The organism is Allomesorhizobium aridi (genome assembly GCF_043769475.1).
In the GTDB taxonomy this organism is placed as follows: Bacteria; Pseudomonadota; Alphaproteobacteria; order Rhizobiales; family Rhizobiaceae; genus Allomesorhizobium.
In genome coordinates, this window is sequence record NZ_CP171729.1 from 5,970,200 (window position 1) to 5,986,841 (window position 16,642).

At 60.1% G+C, this 16,642-nt stretch carries 8 protein-coding genes; 4 read left to right on the forward strand and 4 right to left on the reverse strand.

What is annotated here, in order from left to right; all coding sequences use genetic code 11:
* Positions 1 to 60: 60 nt before the first annotated feature.
* Both ACG873_RS31460 and ACG873_RS31465 read left to right on the forward strand, forming a co-directional pair.
* Positions 61 to 945: an aldose 1-epimerase family protein gene (locus ACG873_RS31460; RefSeq protein WP_394889857.1), complete on the forward strand. Its 885-nt coding sequence runs from the start codon at positions 61 to 63 to the stop codon at positions 943 to 945.
* A 39-nt stretch (positions 946 to 984) separates the two neighbouring features.
* Positions 985 to 1,224: a hypothetical protein gene (locus ACG873_RS31465; RefSeq protein ID WP_394889858.1), complete on the forward strand. Its 240-nt coding sequence runs from the start codon at positions 985 to 987 to the stop codon at positions 1,222 to 1,224.
* A gap of 857 nt (positions 1,225 to 2,081) precedes the next feature.
* Here the strand turns inward: ACG873_RS31465 and xopAD are convergent.
* Both xopAD and ACG873_RS31475 read right to left on the reverse strand, forming a co-directional pair.
* A complete protein-coding gene (xopAD, locus tag ACG873_RS31470) occupies positions 2,082 to 9,143 on the reverse strand; it encodes a XopAD/skwp family type III secretion system effector (protein WP_394889859.1) in 7,062 nt (2,353 codons plus the stop codon).
* 1,959 nt (positions 9,144 to 11,102) lie between these two features.
* The gene (locus ACG873_RS31475) at positions 11,103 to 11,801 is read right to left on the reverse strand and encodes an OmpW/AlkL family protein (RefSeq protein WP_394889860.1); all 699 of its coding nucleotides are present in this window, start codon (positions 11,799 to 11,801) and stop codon (positions 11,103 to 11,105) included.
* Between the two features lie 309 nt (positions 11,802 to 12,110).
* Here ACG873_RS31475 and ACG873_RS31480 point away from each other — a divergent pair, with 309 nt between their 5' ends.
* Positions 12,111 to 12,365, forward strand: a complete 255-nt coding sequence (locus ACG873_RS31480) for an XRE family transcriptional regulator (RefSeq protein ID WP_394889862.1) — start codon at positions 12,111 to 12,113, stop codon at positions 12,363 to 12,365.
* Positions 12,365 to 12,574, forward strand: coding sequence for a hypothetical protein (locus tag ACG873_RS31485; protein WP_394889864.1), 210 nt, complete (start codon positions 12,365 to 12,367; stop codon positions 12,572 to 12,574). The genes ACG873_RS31480 and ACG873_RS31485 overlap by 1 nt, the downstream gene beginning before the upstream one ends.
* 282 nt (positions 12,575 to 12,856) lie before the next feature.
* On the opposite strand, the gene ACG873_RS31490 is transcribed toward ACG873_RS31485, so the two are convergent.
* The gene (locus ACG873_RS31490; RefSeq protein ID WP_394889866.1) at positions 12,857 to 14,770 is read right to left on the reverse strand and encodes an ABC transporter ATP-binding protein; all 1,914 of its coding nucleotides are present in this window, start codon (positions 14,768 to 14,770) and stop codon (positions 12,857 to 12,859) included.
* Positions 14,770 to 16,638 carry an ABC transporter ATP-binding protein gene (locus tag ACG873_RS31495; RefSeq protein ID WP_394893792.1) on the reverse strand — a complete coding sequence of 623 codons (1,869 nt, stop codon included), beginning with the start codon at positions 16,636 to 16,638 and terminating at the stop codon, positions 14,770 to 14,772. The genes ACG873_RS31490 and ACG873_RS31495 overlap by 1 nt, the downstream gene beginning before the upstream one ends.
* Positions 16,639 to 16,642: the final 4 nt, after the last annotated feature.

A 16,642-nucleotide genomic window follows, 5' to 3' on the forward strand; every position in this document is an offset into this window, starting at 1 on the left:
GTCCCCAAGAGCTTTTGCTAGTCTGCCACAGCACCCTTCGACAGCGGCCCGCGAGGACATGTGGCACAAGACAGTCAAGCCCTACACGGCGACGGCATCTCGGCTGTTATAGTCGGGCAGGGTGCCGAACTGGTGTCGCTGCAGGATGCTCAAGGATTTGAGTTCCTGTGGCAGGCCGGGCCGGCCTGGCGGCGCCATTCTCCGGTGCTGTTTCCGATTGTCGGCCGGCTAAAGGGCGATCAACTGCGTCACCGCGGCCAGACCTATACCATGACGCAGCACGGCTTCGCGCGCGACAAGCCTTTTGTGTGGGCGGACAGGGGGCCTCGATCCTGCACGCTGGTTCTTACCGACGACGCCGACACCCGCGCGCACTACCCCTTCGCTTTTCGCCTGGCCGTGACTTACACGCTGGAATGCCAGCAACTCGGCGTGACTTTCGAGGTCACCAACATAGGCGACGAGCTGTTGCCGGCCTCCATAGGCGCGCACCCGGCGTTCAATTGGCCGTTGCTGTCGGAGCTACCTAAGGAGGCCTACCGCCTGACCTTTGCCGATGATGAGCCGGCGCCGGTTCCTCGCCTTAGGGATGGCCTCCTGCTCTCAGCACCGCGGCCGACGCCCATCGAAGGCAGGACGCTTGCACTATCCGAACGGCTGTTCGATGACGACGCCGTCATCCTGGATCGGCCCGCAAGCACCAGCGTGCGCTACGAGGCCGAGCGTGGTCCGGCGATCGAAGTATCATGGCAGGGATTTTCAGAACTGGGCATCTGGTCAAAGCCGGGCGGCGCGCCGTTCCTGTGCATCGAACCCTGGCACGGCATAGCAAGCCCTGTGGACTTCGCTGGCAACTTCACCGATAAGCCGCGCCTGATGCTGGTCGCACCGGGGGCGAAGCGGTCGCTTAATTACCGGATCAGGCTGGAGCAGGGGCCGCGGTGATCCCGGACCGTCTAGGGAACCAACGCCGTGCGGTACCCAATGAAACTTGGCTTCGCCGGCACCGGCGCGCTTACTTCAGCCATTGTTATCGGGCTGAAATCCCTCAAGTGCGATCCGGTATCGATCGTGTTGTCGCCCCGCAACGAAGAGATCGCGGCAAACCTCGCTTCCCGATATCCGAATGTGCGGGTTGCGTCAGCTGACGGGACCGCGGGGGCGCCGGTGCCGGCGGCAAGCGGCTGGGAAGAGGAGGCGTTTGGCGCCGGAGCTGGACCCTGATTAGCCGAGGCGGACGAGCCGGATCTGTTGGCGGCAGTTCGCGGCGATCGACGCCGTGCTCCAACGGCCAGCCAAGGGTGCGGAACGGTGGGACGGTGCCAGCCCGCAAGAAGACGAATTGCAACCTGATCGGCCGGCGCTGGTCCACGATCTCCACTGCGACGAGGATGCGCGCCTGAAGGTTGCGCCCCGCGATCAGCTCCAGGAGAAAGTCCCCAGCGTGTATCCGAGAAGCCCACATCGAGCACAATGGGATAAGTACTTCCATTCAGGCGTTAGTCGAAGCCGCTATGACCAGGAATACTCTTCCTGGTCGTGGAACCGGGGCGGCCGCCCTCCCGTCAACGGGTTCTTCGAGCCCTCGCCCTACAATCGGCGGCTATGTGTTGGACGGTTATCGAGAAAGTTGATCCGAACGTTCCTCCGATTTCTCCTCGCCCAGAGGCAACAAGGCCGCCTCCTCGAATGACCGGGTCGGTTCGCGTGTGCAGGGGCCGACGGCAAAGAAGGGCGCACGAGGCGCCCTTCGTTTCAGATCGGCGGTCAGCAAGCCGCTTGGCCTTTGGTTGTCAGAAGCGGTAGGTGAAACCTGCGCCAATCAGCCAGGGATTAAGCTCGGCCTTGCCCGTCATTGTCGCGCCGCTCACCGCGACGTGAAGACGTACGGGCACGCCGCCTATCCACTCCTCCGTAGCCGACTGCTGGCAGCCGCTTGACCCAACCGAACAGAGGAGCCACCCAAAATAATAGTCCCTGCACAAATGTGCGGAAGAACCCAATCAAGGTGAGACGCCGTTTCATCCTGATCCTCGCGCTATATCGGTGCGAGCATCCGACGCTTTGGGCGGGGACACTCGTCAATGGTGAGCATCATCATGCAGCGCATGCGATGTGGACGGCAAATCAACCAGAGCCCCAACACTGGCGTGGATGTCTGAGGATGGAGCCCTCGCAGATGATGATGAGGCGGGGGCCCGCATCTCATTCACGAGCGTACCCGAAGCTCCCGCCCCCTGAGAGCTTGGCGCAACAGGAAGCTCCTGAAACGAGCCGGCCTGCCGAGCATCCGGCCCTGCGCCGCCGCTGAGATAGGCGTGCAGAGCCGCCACGCATGCTTCGGCGTTCCTGTTGTTGTTCCGTCTATGGGGCGGAACGACTGTGAGATTGGCCTGGCGATAATGCGGCGTGCGCTCCTGCACGATTTCCTCGAAACGCTCCTTCTTGATGGCCGTCTTGTCGGAGCTCTGCAGCCCGCTGGTCTCCTCTGTCTCGCCGATCCGCAGCAACGGGCGGCTGGTGTCATTCGCAAGGCGCTTCCAGATCTCGCCTCGGTCAGTGTCGAGCCAGATCGAGACCGCGTTGTCCAGGATTAGGCGCCGGGTTTCCTCACGCTCGAAGGCGCCGCCGCCAGTTGCGAGGACCACGTTCCCTTTCTCGAAACACTGCGCGATCAAGCTCGCCTCGCGGTCCCTAAACCACTGCTTGCCTTTGTCTTCGGCATCGAAAATGTCCGTGATCGACATGCCGGTCTCCCTTTCGATTTTTTTGTCGGAGTCGACGAAGTCGAGCCCGAGTCGCCGCGCGAGAGCTGGGCCGATGGAGGACTTGCCGGCGCCAGGCAGCCCGACGAGCACAATCGGCCGCGAGCGCAGCGACGAGACGACCTCTTTGGCCATCTGCGATTTCTCGGGCAACCGTGGCCGTTCGGCTACTCGCGCGCCAAAGGTCGCACCGGCAAATGGTCGAGCGTCCAGTTCGATTCCCCAGTGAGGAAGCTCCCTGGCGCCTTCTGGAATCGCCACGTCCTTACAGGCCTCTCGTGCACTCTGGGCAAGTTCTTGCGTAGCTTGCACCAGAGCATCTCCGCTCAGCTCTAGCCGCAGCTTGTCCCGCTTCTTGTAGGTATCGTGGTTGGTAAGCTTAGCCTGATAGCTCTGTGGCGTATGGAACTCTAGCGCAAAGCGATATCCGTCCGGCGTGGTGAGCACACTGGTGACGCCGATGAAGGTTGGATCTCGCATCCTGAACCAGTTGGTCGTGCTGACCTCAGCGTAGCCCCGCTCGTCAAATGCCAAAATGGCTTTTTTGAAACCACGTGCAAAATCCTTGTCAGGGATTTGGAAGACATGCCGCACGGCGTTGCTGATCAGCTGGGCGTCGCTATCAGACTTAGCGCTCCTTCCCATCAGTTGGGCTGCCAGTGAGCCTACCGATCTCAAGGGGCGATCCAAACGGGGCATGCTGACGTCGATATCCGCTCCCGTCAGGACCTCGGCAACTCTAAGTACCGCTGTGGTAATCTCCTTCTCTTCCGTTGCGGCTTTAGCACGCTCGATCTCTGCGCCATCCGCGGCTTCCTTGGGGGTCATCATCATAGCGGTATCTTCGGCCGTCAGCTGTCGACCGATGGGTTCCGGCAGGATATGCTTGTCTGCGGCGAGCTTGATAGCGGCTTCCATGACTGAAGCCGTTAGCGTTGGATTGTCCCGCAGATCCTCCAATGACGCATCGACATCGAACCTGCCCTGCTTGAGCGTGGCTGCTACGCCTTTGACGTAGGGCACGGACCTTAGGCCCGGCGTCTGTTGCAGGAGGCGCTGCAGCGCTTGGCTTTTTTTCATGAAGAGTTGGGCACTTGTGTCGGATTTATAGGCGTCGGTCCCGACCTTGTTGCCGAGGCTTAGGAGATTGCTTGCGCTTTGTATGACGTCGTCTGGCTCGTAGCCATCCGGTCGAGGATCGATGCGCGCAGGGTAGTGGTCGAGTAAGACCTGAACGCGGTCTCGGGGGTGAGCGGAGGCCTGATAGGCTTCGGCCAGGTGCGGAAGCAACTCCGAAACCGCCTGGCTCACGCCATCGTTGACGGTGCCGCGTTCGATTGTCTCGGGCGGGACGTCCCCATTCGCACCAGCGGCCCACGCCTCCAAGTCGGCCACGAGCAATTCGCTGATCTCACGAGCGACCGGATGCACTGCGAGCTCAATCTCGCGCATCATTCTTTCGAGCTGGGGTTGGATATCCTGGCCGCTCACCTCTTCCTGGTTCAACAAGTCACGTATGGCACTTCTGAGCTCATGGTGAATACCTTCGTAGGTTCCAAAGATCGCCCGCTCGGCAAACCAGCACCGGGCCTGATCGGATTGAGCCAGAAAATTCCGCTGCAAAGTGCTATAGATTTCCAAAGTGCTCTGCGTGGCAGCGAGGATCTGGCTGGCACGACTGAAATTGTACCTGCCGTCCTCGATCGCGGCAGTATGCGATTTTGGCGGCTTGAGCGAGCGGACTCCGCGAGCTTGCTCCGCCTCATCGAACCGGCGAACATGCTCATAGAGTTGCGGCCGGTCGCCGATAATAATGACCGTATCCCCATCGAAGTCGCCATCGAGTTTCTTTTGTTGATCGGGCGGCACGGCGACCAAGGACCCCGGAGCGAATACCTCTGTCGCCTGGAGGATGCCGACACAATCAAGGGAGGTGTTCGCCGTAACCCGCTCCTTGCGGCTGGTCCAGCCCGAATGGGACTTAACGTCCTCCGCCGACAATACCACCCCACGATCGAGGTAGTCGGCCGGCCACATCGCGTCAGGCACCACGATGAGAATGCCTTTGGCGAAAAAGGTGGGATCGTCGCCCGCCAGTTGCTCTCCCGACTTCTCGGCGACATTGAAGCTGTATTGCATGGCCACGCACTTATCGAGGAATGCCGCCGTTGCGTCGCCATCGGCTGACGACATGACTTGTTCAGCCCTTAATGGGCGCAAGTTTGGCTTATCGTATGGGGAGCGGCCGATCAGCACGCCAGCCGCACCCGTCAGCCCCTCGCTCTTAAGCTTAGGCACATGCAGACGGCCATCACTGGATGGTACGGCAACCGCGCCGGGACCTTCGATGTGTCCGGCCGTTACGGTGCGAAACAACTCTTCGGACGTCAGCGCTTCTCCTTTTTTAGCCTCAAGCCAGCTGTTGGCCTTCTCGCGCGCCTCTTCCGCCACCCGCTCGCTTCTCGAATAATATTGCAGCGCCGTGGCGGGGAGCGACGATTTCCTTCCCTCCGCGAACGCAGGCACCCGATCAGGCCCATCCTGCCGCCCAGCGCGGCGAACAGCTATCATACGCTCCGCCAGTGAGGCTCTGATAAAGCCGCAACCGTCATGCGGCCGCAAAGCTATCGAGCCCTCCGGTCCAGTCAGCTTAAAGGGGTGCTCCTCGCCGGCAGGGCGGTCCGGCAGCAGCGACAACTTGAAATTGCCCTCAAGCGCGTAGTCATGAGGGCCCAGATCTTTGATGGCAGGAGGTGCAGCAAAGCCCCTGCGCTGCGTGTAGTAATAGGCCTCTTTGAAAGGCGCCCAGGCGCGCGATAGCTGCTCGAACGCCGTACCCGGTGCGGTCTCGGCATACGGGATCGCCAGCAGCTTCCCCCCGAAAGCCTCGGGTCCTCGCTCGCCCGGAGCGACGGCGGCAATCTGCGAGAGGGTTGGCTTACGCGCCTTTAATTTGCTTCCGCCGAACAGGTCCATGCGGTGAGGTACATCAGCGACACAGAACACGCGCCTTAACATGTAGGGGCTCGGCTTTCCCGGCAGTTGGACCGCTACCAACGGGACGGCTCCCGAGGTCAGGCGATGAAAGATCGAGTATCGCGGCGGCTCAGCCTCCGTGGCCAGCCGGCGCCCCTGCAGGTCAACGACTGGCAACTGCATCAGTCCCGCCTCACCCTCGGGCGGTCGGGGCTCGTGATCCATGGTCCGTAATACTTGATGCATATCAAAGACGGACGGCGGATGTTGACTCCGGATCGCCCCCTCATCCAGCGTCATGAACGAGTCGAGCGCATCAAGCGCATCGTCCCCTTCGATCTGCGCAATCAGATTCCAGCTCATGTTGGACAGATCGCCTTCCATGAGGTTCCGCGTCTCGGCCAGGATCTTCTTGGTCTCGCGTTCCAGCTGTTGCCGCCGCATAGCCAAGTCGGACTTGTTACCCTCGACATACGGTCGTCGGTACAAACTCGCCAGGACCTCGCGCGCCTTGAGCACTTGAAAAATCGAGAGCGCGGGACGGCGGCTCGATAAAGGGCCACAGCTCCGCCGCTCGGCATTGGTTGCTTCTAGATATGCCGCGATCTTCTGCTCCAAACCTGGTTGGAGATCGTTCAGCAGGTTTAGCGCTTGCCGCCGGTGCCAGAGCATCGATTTCTCCGGGCTTCTGGCGAGCGGGAGCAGAGCGATACAAATGTTACCCATGGATTCGAGGTTGTTCTCGGCGGTAAACCCAGGGGCATGAACCAATTCTCCGAGCCGACCCAAACCTTTTGGTGCCAACAAAGCGAGGTCGTCAAACAGCCGAGCCTTTCCCAGCGGCTTGAAGATGTTGATAATGCTCAAAACATCGGCCTGCTCGAGCCGATCATCTGCATAGTGCAAGTAATGCACCAGCTGCTGCATCCGGTCTTTCAGCATAGTGGCGTCAGCAATATCTCCAGCTTCCTCCGCTCTCATGAAACTTAGCCCCACGGCGTTAGCTATGCTGCTGAGCTGAGGCGTTGTGAAAGGACCGAATCGTTGGCCTCCTCGACCCAGGTCGCGCGCGAGATGCACGATTGCCTCGCTGCACGTCGCCTCTCCCCGCCATTTGACGAGGCTGTTCATCAGGTTGGCCTGTTGCTGCGGAGTAAAATCGGACAAGCGGCGGCAGAGGATCTCCCGAGCGATAGCGACTGAGGCTTCGGAACAGTCTTCGTCTGAAGGCCACTTGCTGAAGCCGTTCGCCAGGTTTGTCAGCTCCAGGCTATTAAAATCGGAGAGCCTGTGGCGGGCGCGAAGATCACGGGCGATTGCGGTTGTTGCTTGGAGGCAGCTCTCCTCTCTCGGCCATTTGCTGAAGCCATTCACCAGGTTCGAGGACTCCCGTCGACCAAAAAACAAGAGCCGATCGGGGCGGCTGAGGATCTCATTTGCGATGGCGGTTGAGGCTTGAAGAGCCGGCGTGCGGTCAGCCCATTTGCTGAACGCATTCACCAGGTTCGCAAGCGACCTCTCGGTAAAACCAGAGAGCCGGCCGTGGCGGCCAGCACGGTCAAGGATCTCGCTGGCGACAGCGACTGTGGCTTCCCCGCAAGCCAGCTCCTTAGGCCACTTGCTGAAACCGTTTACCAAGGTGGCCAGATCCTGCTGGCTGCAACGAGGGAGCCGGTCGGGGAAGCCGATGATCTCCTCGGCGACCGCGACGACCGCCTTGCGACAGACCGTCTCTTGCGGCCACTTGCAGAAGCCGTTCACTAGGTTCGCCAGGCCCAGCTCGTGGAAATCAGAAAGGCCGTCGGGTCCGCCGGCGAGCTCAAGAATTTCAGGAGCGATGGCTAGCGCGCCTGCGTGACATCTCGAGTCATCCGGCCACTTGCTGAAGCCGTTCACCAGGACCGCCAAGGCCGGCCGAGTGATACCGCGCAGCCCGGTGCGGAGGATCTCCCCAGCAATTGCCTCTGTGCCCGCTCTACAGTCCGCTTCTTCGGTCCACTTGCTGAAACCGTTCACCAGGTTGACCAAAGCCTGTGGCGTGAAATCACCCAATCTCCGCCGCTGGATTTCCCCAGCGATTGCCGCGGTGGCCTCTCGACAGTCCTCTTTTTTCGGCCATTTGCTGAAACCGTTCACAAGGAGGGCCAGGTTCTGCGGATTGAAGTCAGAGAGCTGGCGACGACAGACTTCGGCGGCAATTGCGACCCCCGCTCGGCGAGCAGGCCGCTGCTCCGGCCACTTGCCGAAACCGTTCACCAAGTTTGCTAGGCCCTGTGGGTCAAAGTCAGCTAGCGGGCGTTGTGTCACCTCGGCGGCGATTTGGAGTGTCGCGCGCTCAATCCTTGCCTCTTCCGGCCATTTGCTGAAACCGTTCACTAGGTTCGTAAGTGCCTGAGAATTGTATTCCGAAAATTGCGCGCGACGAGAGACCTCATCGGCAATCGCGGCAGTCGCCTTGCGACAGATCGCCTCCTTCGGCCACTTACAGAGAGCGTTCACCAAACCGGGCAGTCGCATCTGAGTGATGTCGGAAAGCCCCTTGTTTTTGGCGCGCCGACGGAGCTCGCCTGCAATCGCGACTGTGCCATCGCGACACTCCGTCCTTTCGGGCCACTTGCTGAACCCATTGGCCAGCGATGAAAGACTCAGATCATTCAGATGCTGAAGCGCCAGGTTCTCCTCGCAAAAGAACTTCGCGATCCTAATTGTTCCATTACGGCATGTCGTCGATTGTGGATGCCGCCCGAATGAAACCGCAAATAGGGAAAGCGCCTTCAGGTCAACTTTCCTCATGAGTGCGTCATTAAGCTGCGAGACGTGAGTTGCCATCGCCTTGCACGCATCTATGCCCGCCTGACCTCCGGCTTCGCGGCTCACCGCATTGCAGGTGAGGGCGTAGCCCCAGCTTTGGTTACCGCGTACATTGTCTTCCCATCGCGGTATAAAATCACTTTCGAACAGAGCCGCAGCCCTCTGCAGGAAAGTTGCAAGGCTTGGCATCTTCAGCTGTTTGGCATAATCCACTACGGCAGTTGAGAATGCATAGAAGTCATCAGCGCGGCAAGCGCGGTCAAGAGTCTCCATCCGCTCACGAAGCCTCGAGCGCTCGAGGTCCGCGCGTCCATGCGCTTCCTTTCCATGCGCCCTTTGCGGCACCACCTCGTTGATGCGCCGCTTGACCGGCCAGCCCCGCAGGTCGGGCCCGGACCGCTCAGGTTCTTGGAGAGTGTCTCTTTGCAAGCTCCCAGACGTTCGATTGCGTTGCAACGCTTCGCCGCCAAGACGAGCGAAGCTCGCGTCGCGATTTAGCTCGGCAGGATCTGGTTCAAACCGGCGGTCGTCGCTTCCAGTGGCGACGTCGCCGATACGACGCCTCTTTGGTTCAGACCCTACGTCGGGCATGACTCGTTTGTGACGCGCTATCGCCTCTGTTTGCGAATTCTCAGTTTCCTGATCGGGACGCCAGCGTTCGTCTCCAAAACGCGACGATTCTGGCTCCGGAGCGAGGGCATCACGGTAGGATCGATAAATGCGCTTCTGAGCTTTGTGCCCGGACAGCTCGTCTAAACGTCGCCTTCCCGACTGAGTTCGCACGGCAGGCACGGATGCTTCCTCCGCACCGAGAACGCTATCGTGCAAACCCAGACACGCTCGATCAACCCGATGGTGTTCGTCGTCAGAGCGCTCCGAGGTTTCTTCTCGACGAGGTGCGCTGGACTGCTCGGGCTTGGAGCGTATATTCTCCAACACAGAGCCGAATGATTGGTCTCGAGCAACTCCGGGTAGTTCATTGCGCTCACTATCGGCTCGCAGGCTAGCGTCGGCTGCAGAGTCCGACATGTCCGATCGCCGACGGCGGTGAATGCGCGTCAAGATTCATCTCCTATGCAGTTGGGGATGTGTAAGTACGAACTTGGTGAGATCGATCGCCTACGAGCAGCTTCTCGGATGTGGTGTCCACTGATGCTGCAGCTGGGGCGCCACAACCGTCGAGGCATACGCATTGCCCACCGCAACAACGACAAGCTCGAATTCAAGGAAGTGAGCTTGGGCGGCAACCCAGCGACCTAGCTTGCCTAAAACCAAGATTCGATAGGCAGCGATCAGCACAGCCGTCCTCACCTGGTGTCAAACACTTGCCTCACGTTTGTCCGTACGACGCCTAGTGTCCGCAACTCTCAACGATGGCGCGATGCTTTAGCTGTACGAGCTGACAACAAGCTGACGAAGTGCGCTGGTGGCGCCACTTATAGCGCGACGATCAGGATGAGACGCCGTATTGCCTCACGGTTGAATGCTCTACACGGACATTTCCGTTGCCTCAGCATAAGTTCCCCATGACTGGGTGCGGTTCAATTCGCCATTGGCTCGCTTGACAGCCCGAACCGCATCGCGCCGAACACATCGCGTGAGCTTTTTCCTTCCCCCATATCTTCAGGCTGCAGCGTGCGCAGAAGGTGATCGGGATAAAGCCGCGGATGCTCCGCCTGCAGACCTCCAGCAATTCACGGCTGGTCCGCCACGGCTCTTCATCGACCGATGCTTCCAGTTCGTTGGTGACGCGGGCGAAGGGGTCGGGACGCCGACGGCCTCGTTGTTGCTTCGGCTCGGCTTTCGCGGTCCGGCGGATTTCGCCCTCCTTTCAGGCCGTCCGCAGTCCCGACAGGAACCGCTCGAGCGTCAGATCGGCCGCCGCGAGCGATGGCAGGGAGGCTTTGTCCGCGATGTCGACGAGGCGCTGCTGCGCCATCCGCATCTCGCGCAACAACCTGACGGGGTCCAGCCGTGCATACGTTGGCACAAGTGCGGCGCGAACCGGTTCGGTCGTCCGCGGGTCTGCCCATAGTCGTTGGCAGGGTGTGGACGGAGGATGACAACGCTTGCCCACGCGGGCTCGGTCCCGCTCCTTTCCGGCCAGCTTGAGGAGGGCTGGAAGAAGTTCACGAACAGCCGCACCGTCGCGTAGAGTTGTGCCAGAGCCGCAGCGGCTTCTAGCCCCTCCAGCCGGCGATAGCCGACGATTCGGCGCACCACAGCCCCGTTCTTCTGCTCGACAAACGCCGGGTCATTCTTGCAGGGCCGGCAGCGCGTGAATGCGCTCCGGTCTCCTGGCAGTAATCGCGCACCGTCTCGTTCAGGAACAAGCTGTCATTGTCGGTGTCGAAGCCGTTGGATTGTCATGGATAGAGTTGATCTGAACGTTCCTCCGATTTCGGACACTTCCTCGCCCAGAGGCAAAAAGGTCGCCTCGTCGAATGACCGGGTCAGTTCGCCTGTGCAGGGGAGCCGACGGTAAAGAAGGGCGCACGAGGCGCCCTTCGTTTCACAGCGGAGGTCAGCAAGCCGCTTTGCCTTTCGTTGTCAGAAGCGGTAGGTGAAACCTGTGCCAATCAGCCAGGGATTAAGCTCGGCCTTGCCCGTCAGGTTCGCGCCGCCCACCGCGACGTCGAACTCTGGCTCCAGGAAAAGCTTCTTCACGTCGAAGTTGAGGCCCCAGTGCTGGTCCAGCATGTAGTCGAATCCGACCTGCAGCGCGGCCCCGAACGTGTCCTTGACGTCGATTGCATCGGCGCTGCCGGCATCCTGGTTGTAGAACATCGTGTAGTTCACGCCGGCGCCGACATAGGGCTTGAAGGGGGCGCCGAAATCGGTGAAATGATATTGCAATGTCAGAGTGGGCGGCAGCAGCCAAACCTTGCCGATCTCGCCCAGCCCGCCGATCGTTCCTTGGCCGACGATGTTGGCGTAAGTGGTGCCGAGTATGAGTTCGGCGGCGATGTTGTCCGTGAAGAAATAGGAGATATCGAGTTCCGGCGTCACGGTATTCGAATAGGAAAGATCGGAGCCGGGCACCGCATTGACGTAGCCCGAATCCTCAGTGATGACCCCCAACCCACGCAGGCGGATCTGCCAAGGGCTTGGCGCTTCCGTCACCGGAGCTCCTGCCTGCGCGACGCTAGCGGCTTGCGCAGGTTCAGCCGCGACGGCCTGCTGTCCCACCACCATGAGGACGACGGCCGCTGTTACGCCCAGGGTCACGCCCATTAGCTTTCTCGCCATGAAATTCTCTCCTTGGTGTTCAAAAACGATGCACCGCACCATGGCGCGCAGTGGAGAGATGCCGGTTGATTTGAATCAATCGCTGAACGTTTTCGCAGGGCGGGGCTCGCCAGGACCGGCGATTGGGCAACTCGGACTTGATCGGAATCGGGTGAACCTCCATATTGGACCGGCCGCCAGTTTTCAGTCGTGGCCCTTCCATGGATGGGCCCGATCAGGCCGCCTGATCCATTTTACATTTTGCTGGGTTCGCCAGGTCGAGAGGAACCCTCGACCCTCAGGCGCTACCCTGGTTTACGGAGTTGCCATATGAACGATTCGCGCATTCCCGAGACGGTTTTGAAGGCGATTTCAGAGGGGACGCATGTCGTCCGGGCATACCGCGAGCACCTGGGCTACTCGATTGAGGAACTGGCAATAGCCTGCGGACTTTCCGGTGAGGAGATCGAAAACATCGAGTCCGGCCTGAGGTACAATAAGGGCTATCGTGACCGGATCGCCAGGTCACTGTCCTTGCCTGCCGGAACATTCGACGAGTTGTCGGACGTCTCGGATGCAGCGTGATGGGCCACCTAAAATTGCAGCCATGTGGCGATGCCGTCCTGCTGATGCTCAGCATTTCGCTAGGACCGCTGAATCCTGAAGAGCGCAAGACAATAGCTTATGCGGCGTTGGCTTGCTGGAGCAACTTCGACCGCAGGATTTCTCCCGTCTCGCCATCGGAAAAGGAATGGTTTTCTCGTGATTGGACCACAGGGGCGCAGGATGATTGACAGCAGCGGTCAATTCGAAGGCGCATGCTCTCTGGAGAGTTAACGGACTAACCTCAAATCCGTGTCGATCAGTTCGGCAACTGCGGAGCGCACCCATGGGCAGCGACAAATTGGTTGAGCTCTACATGCGGATGAAGGAGGGAATCGCGCATGGCCGTGTTGATGATCTCCTATGAGTTCCCCTTCTGAACGCTGCCTGCCTCGTCATCGACGGCGGCAGCGTCCGTCAGCTCGCCTGAAAAGCATCATCACGGTAGCTTCCATAGATATGCCGGCCAAACGTCACGTCCGAGAGCCGGCTTGTGAGGAGGCGTCAATTTCCTCCTCGGGGGTATGGTCGAACGAGGCGTAGTTGAGGTTGTAGAGCTTGGAGTAAAGTCCGCTCGTGGCCATTAGCTGGTTGTGATTGCCGGTCTCGATCACCTGGCCATTCTGAAGAACGATGATTCGGTCAGCGCCTCGGATGGTAGCGAGACGGTGGGCGATGACAAGCCCGGTGCGGCCCTCGAGGAGTTTGATCAGAGCCTTCTGGATCAGCATTTCCGTGTAGCTGTCGATGTTGGCGGTGGCCTCATCGAGGACGAGGATCTTGGCGTCGGCGACGAGAGCACGGGCGAAACTGATGAGCTGGCGCTGACCGAGAGAAAGGTTGCCGCCGCGTTCGCCGAGTTGGGTTTCGTACCCGTCGGCAAGGCTCATGATGAAGTCGTGGGCGCCGACCGCCTTGGCGGCCTCGATCACCTTGTCGCGCGTGGCTTCCGTCTTGTTGTAACGAATGTTCTCGAACACCGTTCCGGTGAACAGGAACGGCTCCTGCAGCACCATGGCGACCTGGCGGCCGAGCGATTCCTGGGTGACATCGCGCACATCATGTCCGCCGACCAACACTTGGCCATGCTGAACATCATAGAAACGGTGGACGAGGGCCATCGCGCTCGATTTACCAGAGCCGGTCGGCCCGACCAACGCAACCGTCTCGCCGGGATCGATCCTGAAGGAGACATCTTTCAGCACCGGATGGTTGGGATTGTAGCCGAAGGTGACGTTCCTGAACGCGACCGAGCCGTCCATTTCGGCCGAAAGTACCCTGGCATCCGGTTTGTCCTGGACATCGATCTTGACGTCAAGCACATCGGTTAGCCGCTTGCCGGAGACCATGGCGCGCTGCATGATTGAATATTGGAGAGTGAGCGAGCGGATCGGATCAAAGAAGCGCTGGATGTAGAAAACGTAGGCGACCAATGTGCCCACATCGATGCGGTCATTCATGACCATTGAGCCGCCGACTACAACAATGGAGGCCATTGCGAGGCCGGTTAGGCCATCGACGATCGGCACCATGACCTGTGCATATTTGGCAGCAATCAGGTGGGTCCTGAGATTGGCATGGGCCTTGTCGTCGTAGAGAGTGAAATTCACCTGCTGGCGGTCCATGGACTGGATGGCCCGCACGCCGTGAATGGCTTCGGCCAGCGCGCCGTTGGCGATCGAATTGGTCTCCTGAGCAGCCATGAAGGCGTCGCGGGCACGCGGGAGCCAGACGATACGGACGACGAACAGGATCGCTAGGACCGGGAGCGTCACGAGGCCGAGGCCGAAGTCGAGCCACAGCATCACAAAAAAGATGCCGAAGAGAAGCGCAGTATCCCCTACGGAATATAATGAGCTTTCAAGGAATTCGTGCATGGAATTGACGTCGCCCTGCAGGCGGGATATCAGGCGTCCGACCTCGGTCTTGTCCATGAAGGACAGCGAAACCTTCTGCAGATGGCAGAACATGGCGCGGCGAATGTCGAAGAGGACATTCTCGGCCATTTTCCCCACCACGGTTTCCTGTGTGTAGCCGGCAGCGAAATTGGTCAAAATCGCGAGAAGGAACGCGCCGGCGGCCGCAAGCAGCGCGGTTCGATCGATGCCTCCCGGAGTCACCCCTTGATCGATCGCGTAGCGGATGATCAGCGGGATGAGAAGCTGCGTGGCGGTATAGATCAGCAATGCGGCAACCGAGATCACTACCTCGGCCCGGTAGGGATGCACGAACGCCCAAATGCGCCGGATGATGTTCTTGTCGAAAGCACGGCCGAACAGCTCCTCCTCTATTCGGTGCGAGCCGACGACCGCGCGCGGAGGGGGTCTGCCGTCGTCGCAAACGTCATTGCGTTCGCTTTCGGGTTCGCCGGCATTCCCTTGGGCCATCAGCGCGCGCCCCCAAACGCGGGCACGATGTACTCACCCGGGCTGATTTGGAGATCGTGAAGGGCCTTGTAGCGTCCCCGCTTCGCCAGAAGCTCGTCATGGGTGCCGCGTTCGATGATCTCGCCGTTGTCGACGAAGAGGATCTGGTCGGCGTGCATGAGCGAACTTAGTCGGTGTGCGATGATGATGGTCACCCGATTCTTGGCGAAACGCCGCACCGCCGCGCCAATGCGCTGCTCGGTGGCGACATCGATCGCGGCGGTGGAGTCGTCGAAAACGACGACCGACGGGAGCAGCATCATGGTGCGAGCAATCGTCAGACGCTGGCGCTGGCCGCCCGAAAGAGAGACGCCGCGCTCGCCCACGACCGTCCCGTAGCCTGCTGGGAGGCCGAGAATGTAGTTGTGCAGCTGGGCGGATTCGCTGGCGCGCTCGATCCGCTGTTCCTTCGCCCACGGATCGCCATAAGCTATGTTGTTCTCGATCGTGGTGGTGAACAGGAATGCATCCTGCTGTGCGACCGCGACCGCTTTGCGAAGCGTCGCCAGGGTGACTTTGCGGATGTCCTGTCCATCAAGCGTGATGGCGCCCCCGGTCACGTCATAAAAGCGGGGGATCAGGTGAGCCATTGTCGATTTGCCCGAACCCGGCGGACCGACGATCGCGATCGTCTCGCCCCTACGCGCCTCAAAGTTGATGTTTTTCAAAATCACGCGGTTTTCAGTGCCGGGATATTCAAACGAGACATTGTCGAAGCGCAAAGTGCCTTCGCTGATCTCGAGGGGTCTGGCATCGGGAGCATCCCTGATCGTGATATCCTGGTCGAGGAAACCGAAGAGACGCGAACCGCAAGTGGAAGCGCGGGCGAAGGCATTGACCATCAGGCCGATCTGACGGACGGGCATTTGCAGGATCGTCATGAAAGTCAGGAAGGTCGCGAGCGTCCCAACGCTGATCTCGCCGGCGATGATTTTGTTGCCACCAATCCAGAGGACTGATCCCATGGCGAAGAAGTAGGACAAGGTCATCGCCGACGTGTTGGGCACGTAGATGTCAACTTGGTCGTGGGCGAGGGCGAGCGCACTCTTCGAGGCGCGGTCGAACTTCCCCATCTCATAAGCCTGGGCCGCAAAAGCGCGGACGACGCGGGTGCCTGCGAGATTTTCCTCCACCACGCGGCCTAGGACTGAAAGCCGCTCCTGCAGGTTGAGCCAGGTGACACGTAGCCTAAGCTGTGTGATCGATGAGCGCCAGGCGACGAAAGGCACAAAGCTCAGAGCGACGAGGCCGAGCACCGGGTCGGTGGAGATCATCATATAGGCGCCGATCCCGATCAGCATGGTGAGCAGGAGCGCGCGAACCAGGGCGGTGGAAAAATACGTCCGCACGCCTTCGAGATCGAGCATGCCGATGGTGATCAGATCGCCTGAATGCACCTGGTCATGAAAGGAAAAACTGAGACGCTGGATCTTCTCGTAAAATGCGAGCCGCAATTCATACGCGACGTGGTGCCCAACCGCTTCGGCAAAATGGTTTTGCACCATCGTGAAGACGCCGCGCAGCGCGCTTGCGGCGAACAGGAGGAGAGCCGAGATCCAGATCCCTTGTTCTGCCGCCGCCCCCGTGATGCCGCCCGCTATGGCTGCCTGGCTCTGGTCGAGGGCCTGGCCGAGAAGCTGGGGAATGAGCAACTGGAAAACGATTGCCAGGAGTGTCGACCCGATGGCGAGGGCGACCTGCCACGGGTGTCGCAAATTCATGCGCGTAATGCGCAGCAGCGTGCTCAAACCCCGGCCCCAGCCGGCCGCTTCCACATGCGCGAGCGAATTTCGAGGCTCCGTCGCGCTGGCAATAGAATCGTTGCTCACTGGG